The 19,823-nt window shown below is 39.4% G+C and carries 16 protein-coding genes and 5 pseudogenes; 13 read left to right on the forward strand and 8 right to left on the reverse strand.

Features of this window, described 5'->3' with window-relative positions:
- Positions 1–122: 122 nt before the first annotated feature.
- The 3 genes and pseudogenes from G574_RS0106100 to G574_RS10850 all read right to left on the reverse strand — a co-directional run.
- Positions 123–1,376, reverse strand: coding sequence for an ArgE/DapE family deacylase (locus tag G574_RS0106100; protein WP_029691425.1), 1,254 nt, complete (start codon positions 1,374–1,376; stop codon positions 123–125).
- A 145-nt stretch (positions 1,377–1,521) separates the two neighbouring features.
- Positions 1,522–1,792: pseudogene (locus G574_RS11310) on the reverse strand (integrase core domain-containing protein); the annotation flags it as partial.
- Positions 1,789–2,503: pseudogene (locus tag G574_RS10850) on the reverse strand (IS982 family transposase); the annotation flags it as partial. The pseudogenes G574_RS10850 and G574_RS11310, both read right to left, overlap by 4 nt.
- Before the next feature lie 121 nt (positions 2,504–2,624).
- Here G574_RS10850 and G574_RS12005 point away from each other — a divergent pair.
- Positions 2,625–3,681 (forward strand): annotated as a pseudogene (locus G574_RS12005) (transposase).
- Between the two features lie 88 nt (positions 3,682–3,769).
- Here G574_RS12005 and G574_RS11810 read toward each other — a convergent pair.
- The 4 genes and pseudogenes from G574_RS11810 to sdaAB form a co-directional block, all read right to left on the reverse strand.
- Positions 3,770–4,354, reverse strand: a pseudogene (locus tag G574_RS11810) (HAD-IA family hydrolase).
- A 3-nt stretch (positions 4,355–4,357) separates the two neighbouring features.
- On the reverse strand, positions 4,358–4,951 hold the full coding sequence (locus G574_RS0106120) for a histidine phosphatase family protein (protein ID WP_029691427.1): 594 nt from the start codon (positions 4,949–4,951) through the stop codon (positions 4,358–4,360).
- A complete protein-coding gene (gene sdaAA / locus G574_RS0106125) occupies positions 4,952–5,827 on the reverse strand; it encodes an L-serine ammonia-lyase, iron-sulfur-dependent, subunit alpha (protein WP_029691428.1) in 876 nt (291 codons plus the stop codon).
- A gap of 11 nt (positions 5,828–5,838) precedes the next feature.
- Positions 5,839–6,513, reverse strand: a complete 675-nt coding sequence (gene sdaAB / locus G574_RS0106130; protein ID WP_029691429.1) for an L-serine ammonia-lyase, iron-sulfur-dependent subunit beta — start codon at positions 6,511–6,513, stop codon at positions 5,839–5,841.
- Between the two features lie 304 nt (positions 6,514–6,817).
- On the opposite strand from sdaAB, the gene mnmA reads away from it, so the two are divergent.
- The 11 genes from mnmA (at position 6,818) to G574_RS0106185 (ending at position 18,556) form a co-directional block, all read left to right on the forward strand.
- Entirely contained in the window at positions 6,818–7,939 is a 1,122-nt protein-coding gene (mnmA, locus tag G574_RS0106135; RefSeq protein ID WP_029691430.1) for a tRNA 2-thiouridine(34) synthase MnmA, read from the forward strand.
- A 28-nt stretch (positions 7,940–7,967) separates the two neighbouring features.
- Positions 7,968–8,600 (forward strand): RpiB/LacA/LacB family sugar-phosphate isomerase, encoded by a 633-nt coding sequence (locus G574_RS0106140; protein WP_029691431.1) that lies wholly within the window; start codon positions 7,968–7,970, stop codon positions 8,598–8,600.
- A 205-nt stretch (positions 8,601–8,805) separates the two neighbouring features.
- Positions 8,806–9,264: an NUDIX hydrolase gene (locus G574_RS0106145; RefSeq protein ID WP_029691432.1), complete on the forward strand. Its 459-nt coding sequence runs from the start codon at positions 8,806–8,808 to the stop codon at positions 9,262–9,264.
- Position 9,265: 1 nt separating this feature from the next.
- Entirely contained in the window at positions 9,266–11,164 is a 1,899-nt protein-coding gene (mnmG, locus tag G574_RS0106150) for a tRNA uridine-5-carboxymethylaminomethyl(34) synthesis enzyme MnmG (protein ID WP_029691433.1), read from the forward strand.
- A gap of 92 nt (positions 11,165–11,256) precedes the next feature.
- Positions 11,257–13,224, forward strand: a complete 1,968-nt coding sequence (locus G574_RS0106155) for a DHH family phosphoesterase (RefSeq protein ID WP_029691434.1) — start codon at positions 11,257–11,259, stop codon at positions 13,222–13,224.
- A 3-nt stretch (positions 13,225–13,227) separates the two neighbouring features.
- Positions 13,228–13,680 (forward strand): 50S ribosomal protein L9, encoded by a 453-nt coding sequence (gene rplI, locus G574_RS0106160; RefSeq protein WP_029691435.1) that lies wholly within the window; start codon positions 13,228–13,230, stop codon positions 13,678–13,680.
- Between the two features lie 33 nt (positions 13,681–13,713).
- Positions 13,714–15,075 carry a replicative DNA helicase gene (gene dnaB / locus G574_RS0106165; RefSeq protein ID WP_029691436.1) on the forward strand — a complete coding sequence of 454 codons (1,362 nt, stop codon included), beginning with the start codon at positions 13,714–13,716 and terminating at the stop codon, positions 15,073–15,075.
- Positions 15,076–15,135: 60 nt separating this feature from the next.
- Positions 15,136–15,426, forward strand: a complete 291-nt coding sequence (locus G574_RS0106170) for a Veg family protein (protein WP_017769315.1) — start codon at positions 15,136–15,138, stop codon at positions 15,424–15,426.
- 179 nt (positions 15,427–15,605) lie between these two features.
- Entirely contained in the window at positions 15,606–15,983 is a 378-nt protein-coding gene (locus G574_RS0106175; protein ID WP_017769316.1) for a helix-turn-helix transcriptional regulator, read from the forward strand.
- A gap of 214 nt (positions 15,984–16,197) precedes the next feature.
- Entirely contained in the window at positions 16,198–16,809 is a 612-nt protein-coding gene (gene rpsD / locus G574_RS0106180; protein WP_017769317.1) for a 30S ribosomal protein S4, read from the forward strand.
- Between the two features lie 235 nt (positions 16,810–17,044).
- Entirely contained in the window at positions 17,045–18,556 is a 1,512-nt protein-coding gene (locus G574_RS0106185; RefSeq protein ID WP_029691438.1) for a flavocytochrome c, read from the forward strand.
- A gap of 200 nt (positions 18,557–18,756) precedes the next feature.
- On the opposite strand, the gene G574_RS0106190 is transcribed toward G574_RS0106185, so the two are convergent.
- Complete coding sequence (locus G574_RS0106190) at positions 18,757–18,957, reverse strand: hypothetical protein (RefSeq protein ID WP_017769319.1); 201 nt, start codon at positions 18,955–18,957, stop codon at positions 18,757–18,759.
- A gap of 159 nt (positions 18,958–19,116) precedes the next feature.
- On the opposite strand from G574_RS0106190, the pseudogene G574_RS11970 reads away from it, so the two are divergent.
- Positions 19,117–19,574: pseudogene (locus G574_RS11970) on the forward strand (DUF1304 domain-containing protein).
- Positions 19,575–19,823 lie beyond the last annotated feature (249 nt).

A 19,823-nucleotide genomic window follows, 5' to 3' on the forward strand; every position in this document is an offset into this window, starting at 1 on the left:
ACTGGAAATAATGCTTACAAATAGGGCTTACTTAACAACTACTTGAAGTTTTTAGAGGTGCCCTTATAAATTTTGTACAGAAAAGGGTTGCCTTTTCAGATAATTACAACAAGGGAAAATAACTATTTGGTAACTTTTGATTTGCCACCCATCAGATAGGCTGAAATAATGGATTTATAAGCCTCAATAAAATCTAGGTATTGTTCCAAAGGTAATCTTTCATTTATTTTATGGTTAAGTGTTGGCATACCTGGACCGTACACAGCTACGTCCAAATCATTATTTGCTCTAATAAATTGTGCTGCATCAGTTGTACCTGATACAACCATTGGTTTTACTTGATTTAATCCAGTAAAATCCTCAAAATTAATTTGTTCATCTTTATCTAACACCGAATTCATCTGACGAATTAAATACTGAGGGTTCAAAGTACTAACGGTATTAGCAACTTCAGTAATAGTCTCAATTAATCCTGACTTGGGATTAGTCTGTACTGGTGGTTGATCAGCTGTTATAGTTGCCTCTAGATAAAAGCCGTTTTTACTGTTTAACTCCTGAATAACTGAGAAAACTTCTTCCATCAAATCTTGGTTATCAAATTCAGGAATAGTTCTTGCATTAGCTTCAAAACTAGCGTATTCTGGTATAGAATTAACTTGGCTACCACCTGTAACCAATGTAATATTATGGAAAGTTTGCCCTAAAACGTCATTTACAATTTTTTCTGACTTCCGAGAAATTCTTTCGGAAATTTCAGTCATAGCGACTAAGAGATGATCAATGGCATTATTACCTAATTCAGGTGTTGAAGAGTGGGCGGCTGTACCTCTTGAGGTAACCTTATAATTAAGAGAACCCTTGTGACCATAAACGACGCCAATATTGCATGGCTCCCCAATTATAATAGCCTCAACATCATTTAAATAGCCTAAATCAGTTAACTGAGTAGAACCAAGCTCACCAACCTCTTCACCAACAGTGGCTATTAATTTCAATGTTCCCTTAAATTGTTTAGATTGATATATTTCAATGAAAGCGATAACTAGTGCTGTTAATCCAGCCTTCATATCTGATGATCCCCTACCCCAAATCACATCATTTTCAATATGGGCTGAAAACGGTGGATGAATCCATTCATCAACATTTCCAGCACTGACAACATCCATGTGTCCTGATAAGGCTAGGACTGGACCAGAACCATTTGAAATTTCGGAAATAAGGCTACTTCTTCCTTCAGAATAAGCTACTAGTTTTGCAGGAATACCATACTTTGCTAAAAGATCTCTATAGTAATTAGCAACTTGTTCTTCATTACCATTTTCTGACTCAATTTGAATGACATCTTGAAGTATTTCTATATAGTCTTGTTTTTTCATTGTCCATTTCCTCCTCGTAAAATAAGTTTATTGGGATGTTTCAATCCAAAATTTTTAATGTTTGTAATAACGTTAACTTGACTATTGCAAGGTTTTCCATGAAAAGGCAACCCTTTTCTGTACAAAATTTATAAAGTGTTTTTTGTTAAGCGATTACTCGCCTAGCCATGGGTGTTTGATAGTTGAGACTGCCGTGAATGCGATGGTGATTCCACCAGTGGACATAATCCTTGGTTTTAAGGGTTAATTCTTCCAGAGAGTGGAAGGTTTCTTGATTGATAAACTCCAGTTTGAAGGAACGATAGGTGCTCTCAGCTACGGCATAGTCATAAGGACATCCTGCTTGACTAAGTGAACGGGGTGATACCGAATGCTCCTAACACCGCATCAATCAGCTGATTATCAAACTCCTTGCCAACACCTTCCAATCGCTATGTTCTTCAGCTCCTGCCATGTTTTGTCGAAATGGCGTCCATAGATGGTAACCTTCCTGTTTTAAGTCCTGTGTGAAATCACTGATAAGGTAGCCTAAATCACCTAGGATAACCGACTGCCAACACTCCTCTAATAGCCCATAAATCATCTTGATGTCATGGACAGAAGCCGATGTCACAACATAATTCAGAATATAGCCAGGTAAGGTCACCAGCATATGAACCTTGAAACCATAGAACCAAAGATGTTTAGAGGCGTTGTAGCCAATATCGGCTAATCCTTTAAAAATGGTAGCTCTGTGATTGCGAACAGGTTGACAAAGCAGTAAGGGCAAACTGTCTATGATGACGATAGTCTCATGAGACATGTGACTATTCATGGCTTGTCTAATGATTTGAACTAACCCAATCAACTGTCTTGCTCGTCGATTGAAGCGACTTCTTTCTAGGAGACACCCGCAAGGAAATAAGTGACAGACCTTGTAGAAATAGCGTTGTGATGTCATGCCTAGTTCAGCTTGTAACAAAAGCAAGACAAGGAGTGATTCATCTGAAACTTTGACTAAGCCAACATTACGCCGATGTTTGAAGGAATCTGGGCAATAGTTTTGGTAGAAGTGATGACAAATTTTTGAATTGGAGTACATTCCATTGTTAGTGATGAGATTTAGCTGTATACTGTAAGTGGCTCATTTGTACTAACCTCCTGTTTGTTTAGGCACTTACAGTATAGTCCTTTTGGGCTTTTTATTGTATTTTTGAGATTAACTAGCACCACGGGTAGTTGCTAAGAAAATATTAGAAAAGCTAACTCATGCATATCCACTATAACACAAACCAAACCATATTGCCACTTGAACTTAGTTCTTACTTACCACAAGACCACATTGTCTTCACGATTGAAAAAGTGGTCAATGAACTAGAGGAAGATTGTTTCGATGACTTCTACTATACCTTTGGTCGTCCATCTTATCATCCTAAGATGTTGTTATCGGCTCTCTTATTCGCTTATACGCAAGGTGTCTTCTCCGGTCGCAAAATCGAAAAATTAATGGTAGAAATCCTGGTCATGCAGTATCTGACAGGTCAACCAGTGGTGAGTCGAACCACTAATCGGTTCCGTGTCGCCAAAGTCATGGAGGATTTAATCCGAGAGTTATTCATTGAGTTCGCTCTTCGTCTCAAGATGGAAGACTTCATTTCTCTGGACTGTCTGTATATTGATGGAACTAAGATTGAAGCTAACGCCAATAAATATCATTTTGTTTGGAAGAAAGCTGTGGATAAGTTCTCTGCCAAACTTCAAGAAAGCATTCGTCACACCTTTCAAGAAGACATTAGCCCACTCATTAAGGAAGCTATCTCTTTAGATGAAGAAAGAATAATCTATGGACAGTTAGTTGATTTTATCATTCTTTTAGAAATGAATTAGAGGATATGAATCAGTCTATGAAGAGCATCCTGTCAAGGGAAAGATAAGAGAAAAACAAAGCGGCGTCAACGCAAGAAAGCTCTCCGAAAAGTAAGAGACGATTTTTCAGTTCGGGCTGAAAAGTACGAATACTACCGAGAAGTCTTTGACGGTCGCAACAGTTTTTCCAAGATAGACACGGACGCTACCTTTTGACTATGTCAACCAGAGGTACCTAGAGTTGAAACGAAAAGAGAGTCAAGCGCTTTTATCTGAAGAAGGCAGTCGCATCTTCGCACAACATCAAGTTGATGCGGAGCCTGTCTTTGGGCAGATAAAGGCTTGTTTGAGTTACAAGCGTTGTCAACTAAGGGGCTAACGTCAAGTAAAGATTGACATGGGATTGGTTCTTATGGCCAATAATCTACTGAAATACAATACAAGAATGATAAGAAATTAAAATCAGAGACTCACATCAAACGTGAATCTCTGATTTTTTTATGACTGATAGACTTTTGTCTCAGGCTCTTTTGATAGCTTGTAACGAATCAAAGGGTGTTTTCACGAGAGCAGTAGCTCCAGCATCTTGTAATTCTTGCTTGGTGCAAAAACTCCAGAGCACCCCCAACAGCTTTGATCTTATTTTTGTGAGCGCCAATCATATCATAGGCGGTATCACCAATTATGAGGGTCTCTTTTGGGTCACAATTTTCCCTAGTCAGACAGGCTTTAATGATACTTTCTTTGGTAAAACGAGTATCAAGAGATCCGTAAATACCTGTAAAGTAATTAGTTAAGTCAAAATACTCTAGTACTTCCTTTGCAATTGTTTCTTTCTTAGAAGTTGCCACATAAAGCTTATACTGATCATCTTGCAACTACTTTAAAACTTGTGGGATGCCTTTGTAAATAGAAGTGTCAGCTTGTCCAATTTTAGCATAAATGATCCGATAGATATTGATTGCGCTATCAATATCCTCTGGATTGTTAAAAAATTGAGCAAAACTTGTTTCCAATGGAGGACCAATTAGCTTACAGTAGTCATCATCTGTTAAAGATTGGATACCATGGTGTTCAAAGGTGTGCGAAAGGAATTGAGAATTCCCTTCCCAGTGTTTAAAAGAGTGCCGTATAAGTCAAATAAGATAGCGGGCATGGCATTCTCCTGTAAAGATATTGTCAATGTGGATTGACTGGATTTGTCTGTGATCAAACTGCAGTACTGCGACAAATGGGAATAGAGTTTTAATCCTTTGAAAGTCGTCTAGGCCAAATTGTTTGTCAAATGCCGCTAAAATAGTCGCTATTGCTGTTCCATGTGAAGAGATAATCGTATGCTGCTTGTTATCTTCTAAAATAGTTTTAACTTCTTCAATTTGACGCTTCTGAACCTCTTGTAAACTTTCACCATCAGAGAGTTTGAATGTAAAGTCTTGCCATTGATTGACAAGAAATGCTTCAAAATCATCAATCCAGACACTGTCAACTTTACGTTCGCGAAGATTTTCCCTAGTATTAATAGGTAGCTGCCTTGCGGTTGCCAGTGGTTGGATTGTCTGTAGAGCACGTTTGTATGGACTAGAATAAATCTGATCGATTGAGATAACTCTAAAATAGTCAATTAACCGTTGACAATCTTGTAAACCTTTTGGGGTTAACTCTTGGTTTATGTCATCGTGATTATCATAGTTTGGTTCAGCATGTCGGACAAGATAAATGATTTGCTTCATTTAGATGCCTCCAAAGATTTCCTGGGCATAGCGTCGGCCAGTAGGTGTAGCAGCCAGTCCACCTTCAGCTGTTTCTTTGAAAGCAGTAGGCATGGCTTTACCGACCTGATACATGGCATCAACGACCTCATCCACTGGGATTTTTGACTCAATACCAGCTAGAGCCATGTCAGCAGCCACTAAGGCAAAGCTGGCACCCATAGCATTGCGTTTAACACAAGGAACCTCGACCAAGCCTGCCACAGGATCACAGACCAATCCTAATAAGTTTTTGATGACAAAAGCAATAGCTTGACTAGCTTGATAAGCTGTTCCTCCAGCAGCTAAGGTTATGGCCGCAGCCCCCATAGCTGCAGCAGATCCAACTTCGGCTTGGCAACCACCTTCTGCACCAGATATTGAAGCATTGTTTGCAATAACCAGTCCAAAGGCACCAGCTGCAAAAAGAAAATCCAGTTGTTCGTCATGGCTCAATTGAAGCTTTTCAATTGCTGTTGAAATAATGGCGGGGATACAGCCGGCAGACCCAGCGGTAGGTGTGGCACAGACCAATCCCATTTTGGCATTCTGTTCATTGACAGCCATGGCATTGCGAGCTGCTGTCAAAATAGTTTTTTCAGATAGGGTATTGCCAGATTGTATATAGTGATCGAGTTTTAAAGCATCTCCACCTGTCAATCCACTGACAGATTTCTGATCATTTAACCCATCTGAAACAGATGCTAGCATGACCTCTAGATTTCTTTCCATAATATGGATAATTTCACTTTTTGATCGTCCAGTAAGCTCTACTTCTGTAGCAATCATGAGTTTTGCAACGGATCCTTGATAATGATTTTGGGCTTGTTCAACCAACTCTTTGATAGAATAAAACATCGTCGTACTCCTTATCCAAAATAGTTGACATTATAAAGATGGGGAATGTTTTCGATAGCTTTGATAGCTGCGGCACAGTCTCTAGAATCAACTTCAATAATCATAATGGCTTTTTGTCCAGCTTTTTCACGGGTGACATTCATTTGAGCAATATTGATATTATGGTCCGATAAAATATCAGTGACTTTTGCAATCATACCAGGAATATCCTGGTGTACAATAATCAGTGTTGGAGTATTCATTTGAAGGGTGACTGCAAAACCGTTTAACTCGGTGACTTCAATGTTGCCTCCACCGATGGATATGCCTGTAAGGCTCATGCTATTGTGCTTGTTATCTTTAACCTGAATTTTGACGGTATTGGGATGTGGGGCATCGCCTTCTTTGAGAATCTCCCAATAGATTCGAATGCCTTTTTCCTGAGCGATTTCGAGAGAGTTCTTGATATCGGGATTATCAGTGTCCATACCCATAATACCTGCTACAAGGGCACGATCAGTACCATGTCCTCGGTAAGTTTTGGCAAATGAATTGAATAGCGAGAAGGTGACTTCAACAGGTTCCTTACCTAAAATACTATGAATGAGGCGGCCAATACGAACAGCACCGGCTGTGTGGCTACTTGATGGACCAATCATTACAGGCCCAATAATATCAAATACGGATTGAAATTTTAGAGGTTTCATGCCATTTCTCCTTGAATCATAAAGTCACCTCTATTATAGCAGAATTTGGTCAACAATTTGGCAGTTCCATTTTGGTGATTTGGCAGAATCATGATATAATGTAGTCTGCCTTTGAGGCAATCAAAATCGACCTTCAAATCGACTTTTGAGAAACTAGACCCTTCAAGTCTATGTTTAACAGTGAGCACATTTTAAAATGATTGTGACTAAGAGGGATTATTTGAAGTCTGCCTGATATCAGAGTATGAATCACTCTATCACTAGTTTTATCAGATGTGTATCTTATTTGATGGGAGGATTATCAATGAGTGATAATTCAAAGACTCGTGTCGTTGTTGGCATGAGCGGGGGAGTTGACTCCTCTGTAACAGCTCTTTTACTGAAGGAGCAAGGTTATGACGTTGTCGGTGTCTTCATGAAAAACTGGGATGACACTGACGAATTTGGCGTCTGTACAGCGACTGAAGACTACAAAGATGTGGCAGCGGTAGCTGATCAGATTGGGATTCCATATTACTCGGTTAACTTTGAAAAAGAGTACTGGGATCGTGTTTTTGAGTATTTCTTAGCGGAATATCGTGCGGGACGTACGCCTAATCCAGACGTCATGTGTAATAAAGAAATTAAATTTAAGGCTTTCTTGGACTATGCCATGAGTCTGGGAGCTGATTATGTGGCCACTGGGCATTATGCGCAGGTTGCGCGTGATGAAGATGGCACTGTTCGCATGCTTCGTGGAGCTGACAATGGCAAGGATCAAACTTACTTTTTAAGTCAATTATCACAAGAACAATTGCAAAAAACCATGTTTCCGCTTGGTCATTTGCAAAAACCAGAAGTACGTGCAATAGCAGAACAAGCTGGGCTTGCAACAGCTAAGAAAAAAGACTCTACTGGTATTTGCTTTATTGGTGAGAAGAACTTTAAAGAGTTCCTTAGTCAGTATCTTCCTGCTCAGAAAGGGCGTATGATGACAGTTGACGGTCGCGATATGGGCGAACATGCCGGTCTTATGTACTATACCATTGGTCAACGTGGTGGTCTTGGTATCGGTGGTCAACAAGGTGGTGATAATGCTCCCTGGTTTGTTGTGGGTAAGGACTTGTCACAAAATATTCTCTATGTTGGACAAGGTTTCTATCATGAGTCACTCATGTCAACCTCACTTGACGCTTCAACTATTCACTTTACACGTGACATGCCTGAAGAATTCAGTCTAGAATGCACAGCTAAGTTCCGCTACCGTCAACCAGATAGTAAAGTAACTGTCAAGGTCAAAGGTGACAAGGCGGAGGTTATCTTTGCTGAGCCACAGCGTGCTATCACACCAGGACAAGCTGTCGTTTTCTACGACGGACAAGAATGTCTAGGAGGCGGCATGATTGATATGGCCTATAAAGATGGAGAGGCTTGTCAGTATATTTAGTTAACAGAGAGATGTCAAGGGGGAGAGAATGCGTGTTGTAGTTATTCAAGCTAGTACAAGAACTGAGATCAACCAGCTCCTGTTTGACACAGTTTGTGAGGTAGTGGATGGACACCATGATGTTGTTAATCTAGGCGTGTTTCCAGAAGAAATAGAAAACTACACCTATGTGGAAGTAGCTGTTATGATTAGTCTGTTGATTGAAACAAATGCAGCTGATTTTATTGTAACGGGCTGTTCTTCTGGTCAAGGAATGATGATGGCTTGCAATAGTTTGCCAGGTTTACGTTGTGGATTTGTTCAAACACCTAAGGATGCCTATCTATTTGGTCGGATTAACAACGGTAATGTAGTTTCTTTACCACTAGGCTTAAATTTTGGTTGGTCTGGCGAGTTGAATTTGCGTTATACCTTAGAAAAACTATTTGAAGGAGAATTTAATACAGGCTATCCAGTTCAAGATGCTGAACGTAAAAGGAAGGAAGCAACTGAATTAGTGCATCTTCATCAGTTGACAACACGCTCTTTTTTGGAAATTTTACCAAACTTTAATGAATATCTATTGACTAAAAGTTTAAGAAGAAAAACGTTTGTCGATTATATTTATCAAAACGGGACGAATAAACTCCTTTTAGAGAAGTTAACGGCTTATAAGGTTTGAACTTTAGAAGCAGATTTGATACAATATTTCCAACAAGAACTATGATGGTCAAAGCTCATGGGAATTGTAGGCTTTTTTGTCCTGCAGTTTTCGAGAGTTTTGGCTATTTTTGTGTTCATACTCTTCAAGAATCAAAATGATATATCGTTGACGTTGCCTCGTCTATTTTTGATTTTTTGAGTGTCAATTTAACTGGAGGAAAGGAATGGATTTTCGTACTAAGATTGATTATCATAGCTTTGGCGTTCGAGTATCAGCTTTGATGCTAAAAGATGATAAGCTTTATTTAGCTAAATCACCAAAAGATGAGTATTATTTGCTCGGTGGTGCAATTCTTGTCAATGAGTTGACAGAGGATGCTATCAAACGTGAAATTTATGAAGAGGTTGGGGTTGAGATTGAGGTTGGTCAACTAGCTTTTATCGTTGAAAATCACTTTTCTTTAGAAAATACTCATTATCATCAGATTGAATTTCATTATGTTGTTACTCCGTTATCATCTCCAAATTCAGAGATGGAGGAGGGAGGCCAAACAAGACGATGCGAGTGGGTATCTCTCAATGATCTCGAGAATATAAATCTAAATCCCAACTTCCTCAAAACAGCTTTAAAAAACTGGGATGGCCAGTTGAAACATATTGTAAATAAAGATGGAGAAGATTAAAGTGGAACATACTTTTAGTGAAACGTTTGACGTGATTGTTGTTGGTGCGGGTCATGCGGGTGTGGAAGCAGCCTTGGCTGCCAGCCGTATGGGAGCAAAGACCTTACTAGCGACCATTAACTTAGATATGCTAGCTTTTATGCCTTGTAACCCCTCTATCGGTGGCTCCGCTAAAGGGATTGTAGTGCGTGAGATTGATGCCCTGGGTGGCGAGATGGGGAAAAACATCGACAAAACTTATATTCAGATGAAGATGCTTAACACAGGTAAAGGTCCTGCCGTTCGCGCTCTTCGGGCCCAAGCTGACAAGCATCTTTATGCTGAAGAAATGAAGAAAACGGTTGAAAAACAAGACAACTTGACACTACGTCAATCAATGATTGATGACATTTTGGTGGAAGATGGTCAGGTTGTCGGTGTCTTGACAGCGACAGGTCAAAAATATGGGGCGCGTGCCGTTGTTATCACAACAGGAACAGCCTTGCGTGGAGAAATCATCTTAGGTGAACTTAAGTATTCGTCTGGACCTAATAATAGCTTGGCCTCTATTACACTGGCTGACAACCTTGTCAAGCATGGACTTGAAATTGGTCGCTTTAAAACAGGGACACCACCACGTGTCAAAGGGTCTACTATTGATTATTCTGTGACGGAAGTCCAACCTGGAGATAGTAAGCCAAATCACTTCTCATTCATGTCTAAGGATGAAGACTATATTACTGACCAGGTTGACTGTTGGTTGACATATACTAATGCAGACAGTCATGAGTTGATTAAAGATAATCTCCACCGTGCGCCCATGTTTTCTGGCGTTGTCAAGGGCGTTGGTCCTCGTTATTGCCCATCAATTGAAGATAAGATTGTGCGCTTTGCAGACAAAGAACGTCATCAACTTTTTCTTGAGCCAGAAGGGCGTCACACGGATGAAGTTTATGTGCAAGGCTTGTCAACCTCATTACCAGAGGATGTGCAACGTGATTTGATTCATTCGGTTAAAGGTTTGGAGAATGCTGAAATGATGCGGACGGGTTATGCGATTGAGTACGATATTGTTTTGCCGCATCAACTACGGGCAACTTTAGAGACCAAAACCATTTCCGGTCTCTTTACAGCTGGTCAAACTAATGGGACATCAGGCTATGAAGAGGCAGCAGGGCAAGGCATTATCGCCGGTATTAATGCTGCGCTTAAGGTCCAAGGGAAGCCTGAATTCATATTGAAGCGTTCGGATGCTTACATTGGTGTGATGATTGATGATCTTGTTACTAAAGGCACTTTGGAGCCATATCGTCTCTTAACATCTCGTGCAGAATACCGTCTCATTCTTCGTCATGACAATGCGGATATGCGCTTGACCCCACTTGGTCGTCAAGTTGGTTTGGTTGATGATGAGCGCTGGAATGCTTTTGAAATCAAGAAGAATCAATTTGACAATGAGTTGACACGACTTGACACGGTTAAGTTAAAACCTGTCAAGGAAACCAATGAGCGTATTGAAGCATTAGGGTTTAAACCCTTGACAGATGCCATGACGGCTAAGGCTTTTATGCGTCGTCCTGAAATTGACTATAAAGTGGCAACTGATTTTGTTGGCCCAGCGGCTGAAGACCTGGATAGTAAAGTAATTGAACTTCTAGAAACAGAAATCAAGTATGAAGGCTATATCAATAAGGCGCTTGATCAAGTTGATAAGATGAAGCGTATGGAAGAAAAACGCATTCCAGCCAACATTGACTGGGATGCCATTGATTCTATCGCAACAGAAGCAAGACAGAAGTTTAAGAAAATCAATCCAGAAACAATCGGTCAAGCCAGTCGTATTTCAGGTGTCAATCCAGCAGACATTTCTATTTTGATGGTTTATCTGGAGGGCAACAACAAGGCGCGTCGTCAACAGTAAGTTTAGTAATATAATTGTAATCTTAGTGGTATGCAAAGAGTCCTGTTTTTCAGGACTTTTTGTGATATAATAACGACTTAAGAGGTTATGACATGAAACGATTTCGATTTGCAACAATCCATCTCATCATGATTGGGATGATTATCTTTGGACTTTTGGCTATTTGTGTCCGTCTGCTATCGTCTGAGACAGGCTTATTACTGGTTATTTTTTTGGCGTGTTTTGGTTTTACAGCCTTACTTTATATCCAAAAACAAAGTTATCAGTTATCAGAGGATGAGCAGATTGAACTGCTTAATGACCAAACGGAGGTTAGTTTAAAAAACCTACTGGATAAGATGCCTGTTGGGGTTGTTAAGTTTGATTCCAAAGCCAGTGAAATCGACTGGTATAACCCTTACGCTCAGTTAATTTTTAGTGATCAAGAGACCGGTCAATTTGACTCACCTGTTGTCTTGGATTTGATAGATAGTTTCAAAGACGATAACATTACACGTGTGATTTCCATTGGAGAAGCACGATATAATGCTTATTTAGATTTAGAATCAGGTGTTTTTTATTTTATTGATACGCCTCAGAATACTGAAGTCAGTGCAGCTGCCATAAAGAAACAGCCGGTAATTGGTATTATCTCTGTTGATAACTATGATGATTTTACAGATAATCTAGCAGATGCAGATATTTCGACGATTAATAGTTTTATTGCGAATTTCATAGCTAATTTTGCTGAAGCTAATGCTATCTTTTATCGTCGTGTCGCGATGGATCGCTTCTATTTTTTCACAGACTATGAAACACTCGAAAGTTTGATAGCTGACAAATTTGATATTTTAAACCGTTTTCGAGAAGAAGCTCAAGAGTATGAGTTGTCTCTAACCTTGAGTATGGGAATCGCCTTTGGTAAGAGTCACCATGATCAAATTGGTGTCATTGCCCAAGAAAATCTCAACATTGCTTTGGTTCGTGGTGGGGATCAAGCAGTTCTCAAAGAAAATGCGGATTATGCGGAGCTTCTTTATTTTGGAGGTGGTACGGTTTCAACAGTCAAGCGTTCCAGAACGAGGACACGTGCCATGATGCGTGCCATTTCTGATAAGATCAAGTCGGTTGACAAAGTATTTGTGGTTGGTCACAAGCGATTGGATATGGATGCGCTAGGCTCTTCTGTAGGGATGCAGTTCTTTGCGAGCCAGTTAGTTGCTGAGTCCTATGTTGTTTATGATCCCAATGACATGGGAATGGATATCCAAAGAGCAATTGAACGTCTCAAAGAAGATGACACAACTCCCCTACTCACGATTTCGGAAGCATTTCAAAAGGTTGATAACCGCTCCTTACTCATCATGGTAGACCATTCCAAAACCAGTTTGACGCTTTCTAAGTCATTGTTTGATGAGTTTAGAGAGACGATTATTGTGGATCACCATCGTCGAGATGATGATTTCCCAGATAATGCGGCCATATCCTTTATTGAAAGTGGGGCCAGCTCAGCTGCTGAGTTGGTGAGTGAACTTATTACTTTCCAAGATGCCAAGGATGCTAAGTTGAATAAGTTACAAGCTAGTCTGCTTATGGCTGGTATTATGCTAGATACTAAAAATTTCTCAACGCGCGTGACCAGTCGTACCTTTGATGTGGCTAGTTATTTAAGGAGTTTGGGAAGTGATAGTGTCGACATCCAGTCGATTTTAGCGACAGATTTCAACGAGTACCGCCAGGTCAATGAATTGATTCTCAAAGCTAAACCGTATAAGCGTAACTTAATGATTGCGAGCGGATCGGAGGATACGGTTTATAATAATGTGATTGCAAGTAAAGCGGCTGATAATCTTTTGACAATGGCAGATATCGAAGCTAGTTTTGTCATTTATAAAAATGCTTCAGGTCAGACAGCTATCTCAGCACGCAGTCGCAATAACATCAATGTCCAGCGTATTATGGAAAAACTAGGTGGAGGTGGTCACTTTAACCAGGCTGCTTGCCAGTGTGATAATATTACTGTTATTGATTTGGAAGCTCAGTTAATTGATATTATTGATAAAGAAATAGAGGAGAAATAGATCATGAAAGTTATTTTTTTACAGGATGTCAAAGGTAAAGGGAAAAAAGGTGACATCAAAGAGGTTCCAACTGGATATGCTCAAAACTTTTTGCTTAAGAAAAATCTTGCTAAAGAAGCTACTAGTCAAGCTATTGGTGAATTAAAAGGGAAACAGAAATCTGAAGAGAAGCATCAAGCAGAGTTACTAGCAGAAGCCAAGGCTGTAAAAGCAGAATTAGAAAAAGAGACAACACGTGTTCAATTTTCTGAAAAAGTTGGCCCTGACGGACGTACTTTTGGTTCTATTACTGCTAAAAAAATTGCAGAAGAGCTGCAAAAGCAATTCAATATTAAGGTTGATAAACGCCATATTACATTGGATCACCCCATTCGTGCCATTGGTTTGGTTGAGGTTCCTGTAAAACTGCATAAAGAAGTTACTGCTGAGATTAAATTGGCCATCAAAGAAGCTTAGTGGCATCACTATATGATAAGGAGGTAAAGGTTTTTGGTAGAGGGACCGGAGTTACGCGTACAGCCCCAAGATTTAGTAGCTGAACAGTCTGTTCTGGGATCGATCTTTATCTCGCCTGATAAGTTGATTACTGTTCGTGAATTTATTGAGGCAGATGACTTTTATAAATATGCGCATAAGGTTATTTTTAGAGCCATGATCGCTCTCAGTGACCACTATGATGCTATTGATGCGACAACTGTTCGTAATATTCTCGATAGTCAAGGAGACCTTCAAAATATCGGAGGCCTCTCTTATATTGTTGAGTTAGTCAATAGTGTGCCGACAAGTGCTAATGCGGAGTATTACGCTAAAATAGTAGCTGAAAAAGCCATGTTACGTAATATCATCAAGCGCTTGACAGAGACTGTCAACGAGGCTTATGAAGGGTCTTTGGATTCAGAAGAGATCATTGAAGGTGCTGAAAAAGCTTTAATTGATATCAATGAGCATAGTAATCGTAGTGGTTTCAGGACAATCGCCAGTGTGCTTGATCAAAATTTTGAGAGTCTTGAAATGCGTTCCCAGCAGACATCAGATGTGACAGGGCTCCCAACAGGATTTAGAGATTTGGACCGTATTACAACTGGTTTACACCCAGACCAGTTAATTATTCTAGCTGCCCGTCCTGCGGTCGGTAAGACTGCCTTTGTTCTTAATATTGCTCAAAATGTTGGAACGAAGCAAAATAAGGCTGTTGCCATTTTCTCTCTTGAGATGGGAGCGGAAAGTTTGGTTGACCGTATGTTGGCTGCAGAGGGTATGATTGATTCACATGCCTTACGGACAGGTCAACTAACGGAACAAGATTGGACAAATGTCATGATAGCCCAAGGGGCACTTGCTGAAGCACCAATCTATATTGATGACACACCAGGTATTAAGATTACTGAGATTCGAGCTCGTTCTCGTAAGCTTTCACAAGAAGTCGAGGGCGGCCTTGGTTTGATAGTCATTGACTATCTGCAGCTCATTACAGGAACACGCCCTGAAAACCGCCAACAAGAGGTCTCAGAGATCTCACGACAATTGAAGATTTTGGCTAAAGAATTACGCGTTCCGGTAATCGCCCTTAGTCAGCTTTCTCGTGGCGTTGAGCAACGTCAAGATAAGAGACCAGTTCTCTCGGATATCAGAGAATCAGGATCCATTGAGCAGGATGCGGATATTGTTGCCTTTCTTTATCGTGATGATTATTACCGTAAAGAAGGTGAGGAGGCAGAAGAGGCCATAGAGGACAATACGGTCGAAGTTATTTTAGAGAAAAACCGTGCTGGTGCGCGTGGAACTGTTAAGTTAATGTTCCAAAAAGAATATAATAAATTTTCAAGTATAGCTCAGTTTGAAGAGTTTTAAACTTGATAGGTAAGTTGACAATAGTGTAAAGCAATTGTCTAAGGGAATAGGAGAAATGATATGAGTGATGCATTTGCTGATGTAGCTAAAATGAAGAAAATAAAAGATGATGTCAAAAATCATGAAGGACAATTGGTTGAGTTAACCTTAGAGAATGGTCGTAAACGTGAAAAAACTAAAACAGGACGTTTAATTGAAGTATACCAATCATTATTCATCGTTGAATACAATGAACAATCAGATGAATTAGGGGCTATCAATAATTCTTACGTTGAGTCTTACACCTACTCTGATATTTTGACAGAAAAAACCTTGATTCGTTACTTTGACGAAGAAAAAATAGCAGAATAATGTGGAACCTCTACGGAGGTTTTTTGTTTACAATAATATTGATAGTTAAGTAAAGGAAGTTGACAATAGTGTGTGAGTTTCTAGTGACTAGTTGACTCTCATTTTCTCTCCTTTTAGTGTGTTCCTGTCAAAGAGAGTGTGATTTTGGTAATCTTGAAACTAAGAAGGAGGTGGTATGCTTGGACAAAGAAACGATTTTAGCCATAGCCTTAAAAAGATACCGTCAAGACCATGGATTGACACAAGCAGAATTAGCAGAGCAGTTAGATGTTTCTGATAAGACGATTTCAAAATGGGAAAATGGAGAGACCTATCGCAATAAGCGGAATATGATGAGGATTAGTGAGACTATTGATGTGCCACTTGAAGTAATGTTAGTGGAAGAAAACGAAGAGGCATCGCAAAAGCTTAAGAAACTGACAGTTGCTTTGTTAGTCTATATCATTGTTTTTATAATCTTAGGATTGCTGTCAGGATTTCAGCCCATCGTTGTCAGCGTCATTCCAGTAGTGATAGGATTATTATGTTACTATTTAACTGTTAAGAAAATAATATAAGTCCTTTACATTGATAGGCAGAAATGATAGAATAGTCTTTGTGTGAAATAATGGCAGTTCATTATGAAGCTCGTCAACAGATACCTTGAAATACAAGTAACCTTGGCTGTTTAGGCGAAGGGCATCTGCACGAATCAGGATTGAACAATCTTATTTCCTCAGAAATGGAAGCTAGTTAGGCTAGTTTCAAAAAATAAAGAGGAGGACATTTTAAATGTCACGTTATACAGGACCATCATGGAAACAAGCCCGTCGTTTAGGCTTATCACTTACAGGAACAGGTAAAGAGCTTGCTCGTCGTAACTATGTTCCAGGACAACATGGACCAAACAACCGTTCAAAACTTTCTGAGTACGGTTTGCAATTGGCTGAAAAACAAAAATTGCGTTTCACTTATGGAATGAGTGAAAAACAATTCCGTAACTTGTTCGTACAAGCTACTAAAATCAAAGGCGGAATCCTTGGTTACAACTTCATGCTTCTTCTTGAGCGTCGTCTTGACAACGTTGTCTACCGTTTAGGTCTTGCAACTACTCGTCGTCAAGCACGTCAATTCGTAAACCACGGTCATATCCTTGTTGACGGAAAACGCGTTGATATTCCATCATACCGCGTTGAAGTCGGTCAAGTAATCTCAGTTCGTGAAAAATCAGCTAAAGTTCCAGCTATCCTTGAAGCAGTTGAAGCTACAGTTGGACGTCCATCATTCGTAGCATTCGATGCTGAAAAACTTGAAGGATCACTTACACGCCTTCCAGAACGTGATGAAATCCACCCAGAAATCAACGAAGCACTTATCGTTGAATTCTACAACAAAATGCTTTAATTTTAAGATTAAGTACTTTGAAAGCCCGTGGTTACGGGCTTTTTGCTTTGTTTAAAATCCTGATTTTTTACCTAATTCTTCCTCTAATGTTTTGATTTGGCTAGTGAAAGTGGCAAATTGACGCCTTTGATACTTTGTTTTTTAATTGTTTTTTCTGAAAAAATTTCACAAAATATTGACAGCGTTTCCGTTTTAAGATACAATTCTTTGTGAAAGAAAATGCAAGGAGATTGACATGAAAAAAAATTGGTTTAAGATTTTAGCTTGTTTTTTAGCAATCTTTGTCTTAGTAGCCTGTGGAAAATCATCTAATGCTTCTAAAGAGACAAAATCATCGTCTTCAAAAGAAGAAGCTGTTTCAGGTGCTTCACAAAAAACGTATACAGATCCATCAAAGGTCAAAGATAGCTATGATGTTGTCGTTGTAGGTTCTGGTGGTGCTGGTATGGCAGCTGCTCTTTCAGCTCAAGAGGCTGGTGCAAAGGTTGCTATTTTTGAAAAAATGCCTATCATCGGTGGTAATACCAACAAATCATCAGGTGGTATGAATGCTTCAGAAACAAAATTCCAAAAGGAACAAGGTATCGAAGATACTAATGATTTGTTTTACGAAGAAACTTTAAAAGGTGGTAAAGGTACTAACAATCCAGAATTACTGCGCTACATGGTAGATAACTCTGCTGAAGCGATTGACTGGTTGGATAGTATGGGGATTACTTTGAGTGATGTTACATTCTCAGGTGGTTTCTCTAAAGAACGTATTCACCGTCCAGCAGATGGTTCAGCTGTAGGTGGTTACTTGGTAGATGGTCTTTACAACAACTTGAAAGAGAAAAAAATTCCAGTATTTGTAAATGCAGACGTAACTGAGATTACTGAAAAAGATGGTGCTGCAACTGGTATTAAAGTTAAAATGGCTAAGAAAACAAAAACAATCTCAGCCAAAGCCGTTGTTGATACAGCTGGTGGTTTCGGTGCTAACATGGAGATGATCACTGAATACAAACCAGAATTGAAAAACTACGTGACAACTAACCATACAGGTGCAACTGGTGATGGTGTTGCCCTTGCTGAGAAACTCGGCGCAGATACTGTTCAAATGGATCAAATCCAAATTCACCCTACTGTCTATCAAGAAAAAGGTAAAGATCCTTTCCTTGTATCAGAAGCAATCCGTGGTGAAGGTGCTGTCCTTATCAATGCAGAGGGTAAACGTTTCTACAATGAAATGGAAACACGTGATAACGTTTCTGCAGCTATCAACAAACTTCCAGAACGTTCAGCGTATGTTGTCTTTGACCAACAACTTCGTGAACATTCAAAATCAATTGACACTTACGAAGAAAAAGGCATGGTTGTCAAAGCTGATTCTATTGAAGAACTAGCTAAGAAAATGGATGTTTCAGCAGAGAACATGAAAACAACAATTGATTCTTGGAACAAATCTGTTGCTGATAAGAAAGATTCAGAATTTGGTCGTACGACAGGCATGGACCGTGACATTTCAAAAGGTCCTTTCTATGCAATCAAGATTGCACCAGGTATCCACCACACCATGGGTGGTTTAAAAATTAATACTAATACAGAGGTATTGAAAAAAGATGGATCAACTATCCCGGGTCTCTTTGCCGCAGGTGAAGTAACTGGTGGTGTGCATGGAAGCAACCGTATTGGTGGTAACGCTGTTGCTGACATCGTTGTCTTCGGTCGTCAGGCAGGTACAAAAGCTGCTGAATTTGCAAAATAAGCCCCTATAAAAAGCTTTGAGCAGGTCTTCCTATCAAAGCTTTTTTCTTTTCTAGAATAAGAAAACACTAGCAATTTGCTAGTGTTCAACTGCTACTCAATGAAAATCAAAAGCAGACTAGGAGACACAGACAGCAGATAGAACTGAAGATCATCACATCAAGTCAACAAGGTCTGCTTTTGATTTTTAAAGAGTATTATTTATTTACGACCATCGTTGGTCTTTAAACCACCTTGGAAATCTGCTTCAACATTATCAACATAGTCACGATAGTAATTGAGTAGGTCGGTTTTTAATTGTTGATAGTCTGCTTCGCTATAGTCTTTTTCCTCAAAGAAAGCATTGAATTTAGGCATTTTTAGCTCTTCACGTAGGCGCTTGATAACGGTATCTTTATTCATAGGTTACTCTTTCATTTTTCTTTTATTGTATCACATTATTGTGAATAAGTTAACATGTTTTTGATGTAAGAGACAAAATAAGTGTGATTTAGCTTTTTTTGTAATATGATAACAAGATAAAGTTAGTCTAAGTGAGGCTATTTCAGAAAAGAGGAAAGTATATCAATTATTACGCTTATTTTAGATACTTTGGTAGCTTTGGAACATTTTTATACCATGTATTTAGAGACTTTTGCAACCCAGTCGAAAGCAACAGGTCGTGTCTTTAATATGTCTCAGGAGGAGCGCTCGCGCGACTCGGTCAAGAAACTATAGTCAAATGAATTAACTTTCAGACAAGGAACTGAGACGCGGACAGTACTTGAGTACGGCAAGTCGAAAGTGACGATGTATCAAAGTTAATTCAAAAGACTATATTTAAGAATCAGGGTATCTACAATGGTTTGATTGCTATGTTTCTTTTATTTGGGGTTTTTACGGGAAATTAGACGCTGGTAGTAGTGTTTTTGCTTAATGTGGTTCTCGCCGCAGCTTATGGAGCATTGACGGCTGATAAGAAAATCATCTTGACACAAGGTGGTCTGGCTATTTTAGTCCTCGTTACCTTACTATTTTAAGAAAAAGTTTTCAAATTTGGAGAGTTCCAGGTTGAAGGAGACTCCATTTTGGACGATTTTATTCAACCTTTTGTGCTTTCTTGGAGAAAGAAAATGCAAAAGATTACTATAGTCAAATGAATTAACTTTCAGAACAAGGAACAAAACATACTAAGATTAGTAGTGAAGAAATCTCCGACGGGAGAGAGTACTCGCTACTTTTTTCATTCTCAAGATGATAAAGTAGAGGTGTCGTGTTAAGTCGAGGGT

Origin of the sequence: Streptococcus hyovaginalis DSM 12219 (genome assembly GCF_000420785.1) — a bacterium.
GTDB lineage: Bacteria > Bacillota > Bacilli > Lactobacillales > Streptococcaceae > Streptococcus > Streptococcus hyovaginalis.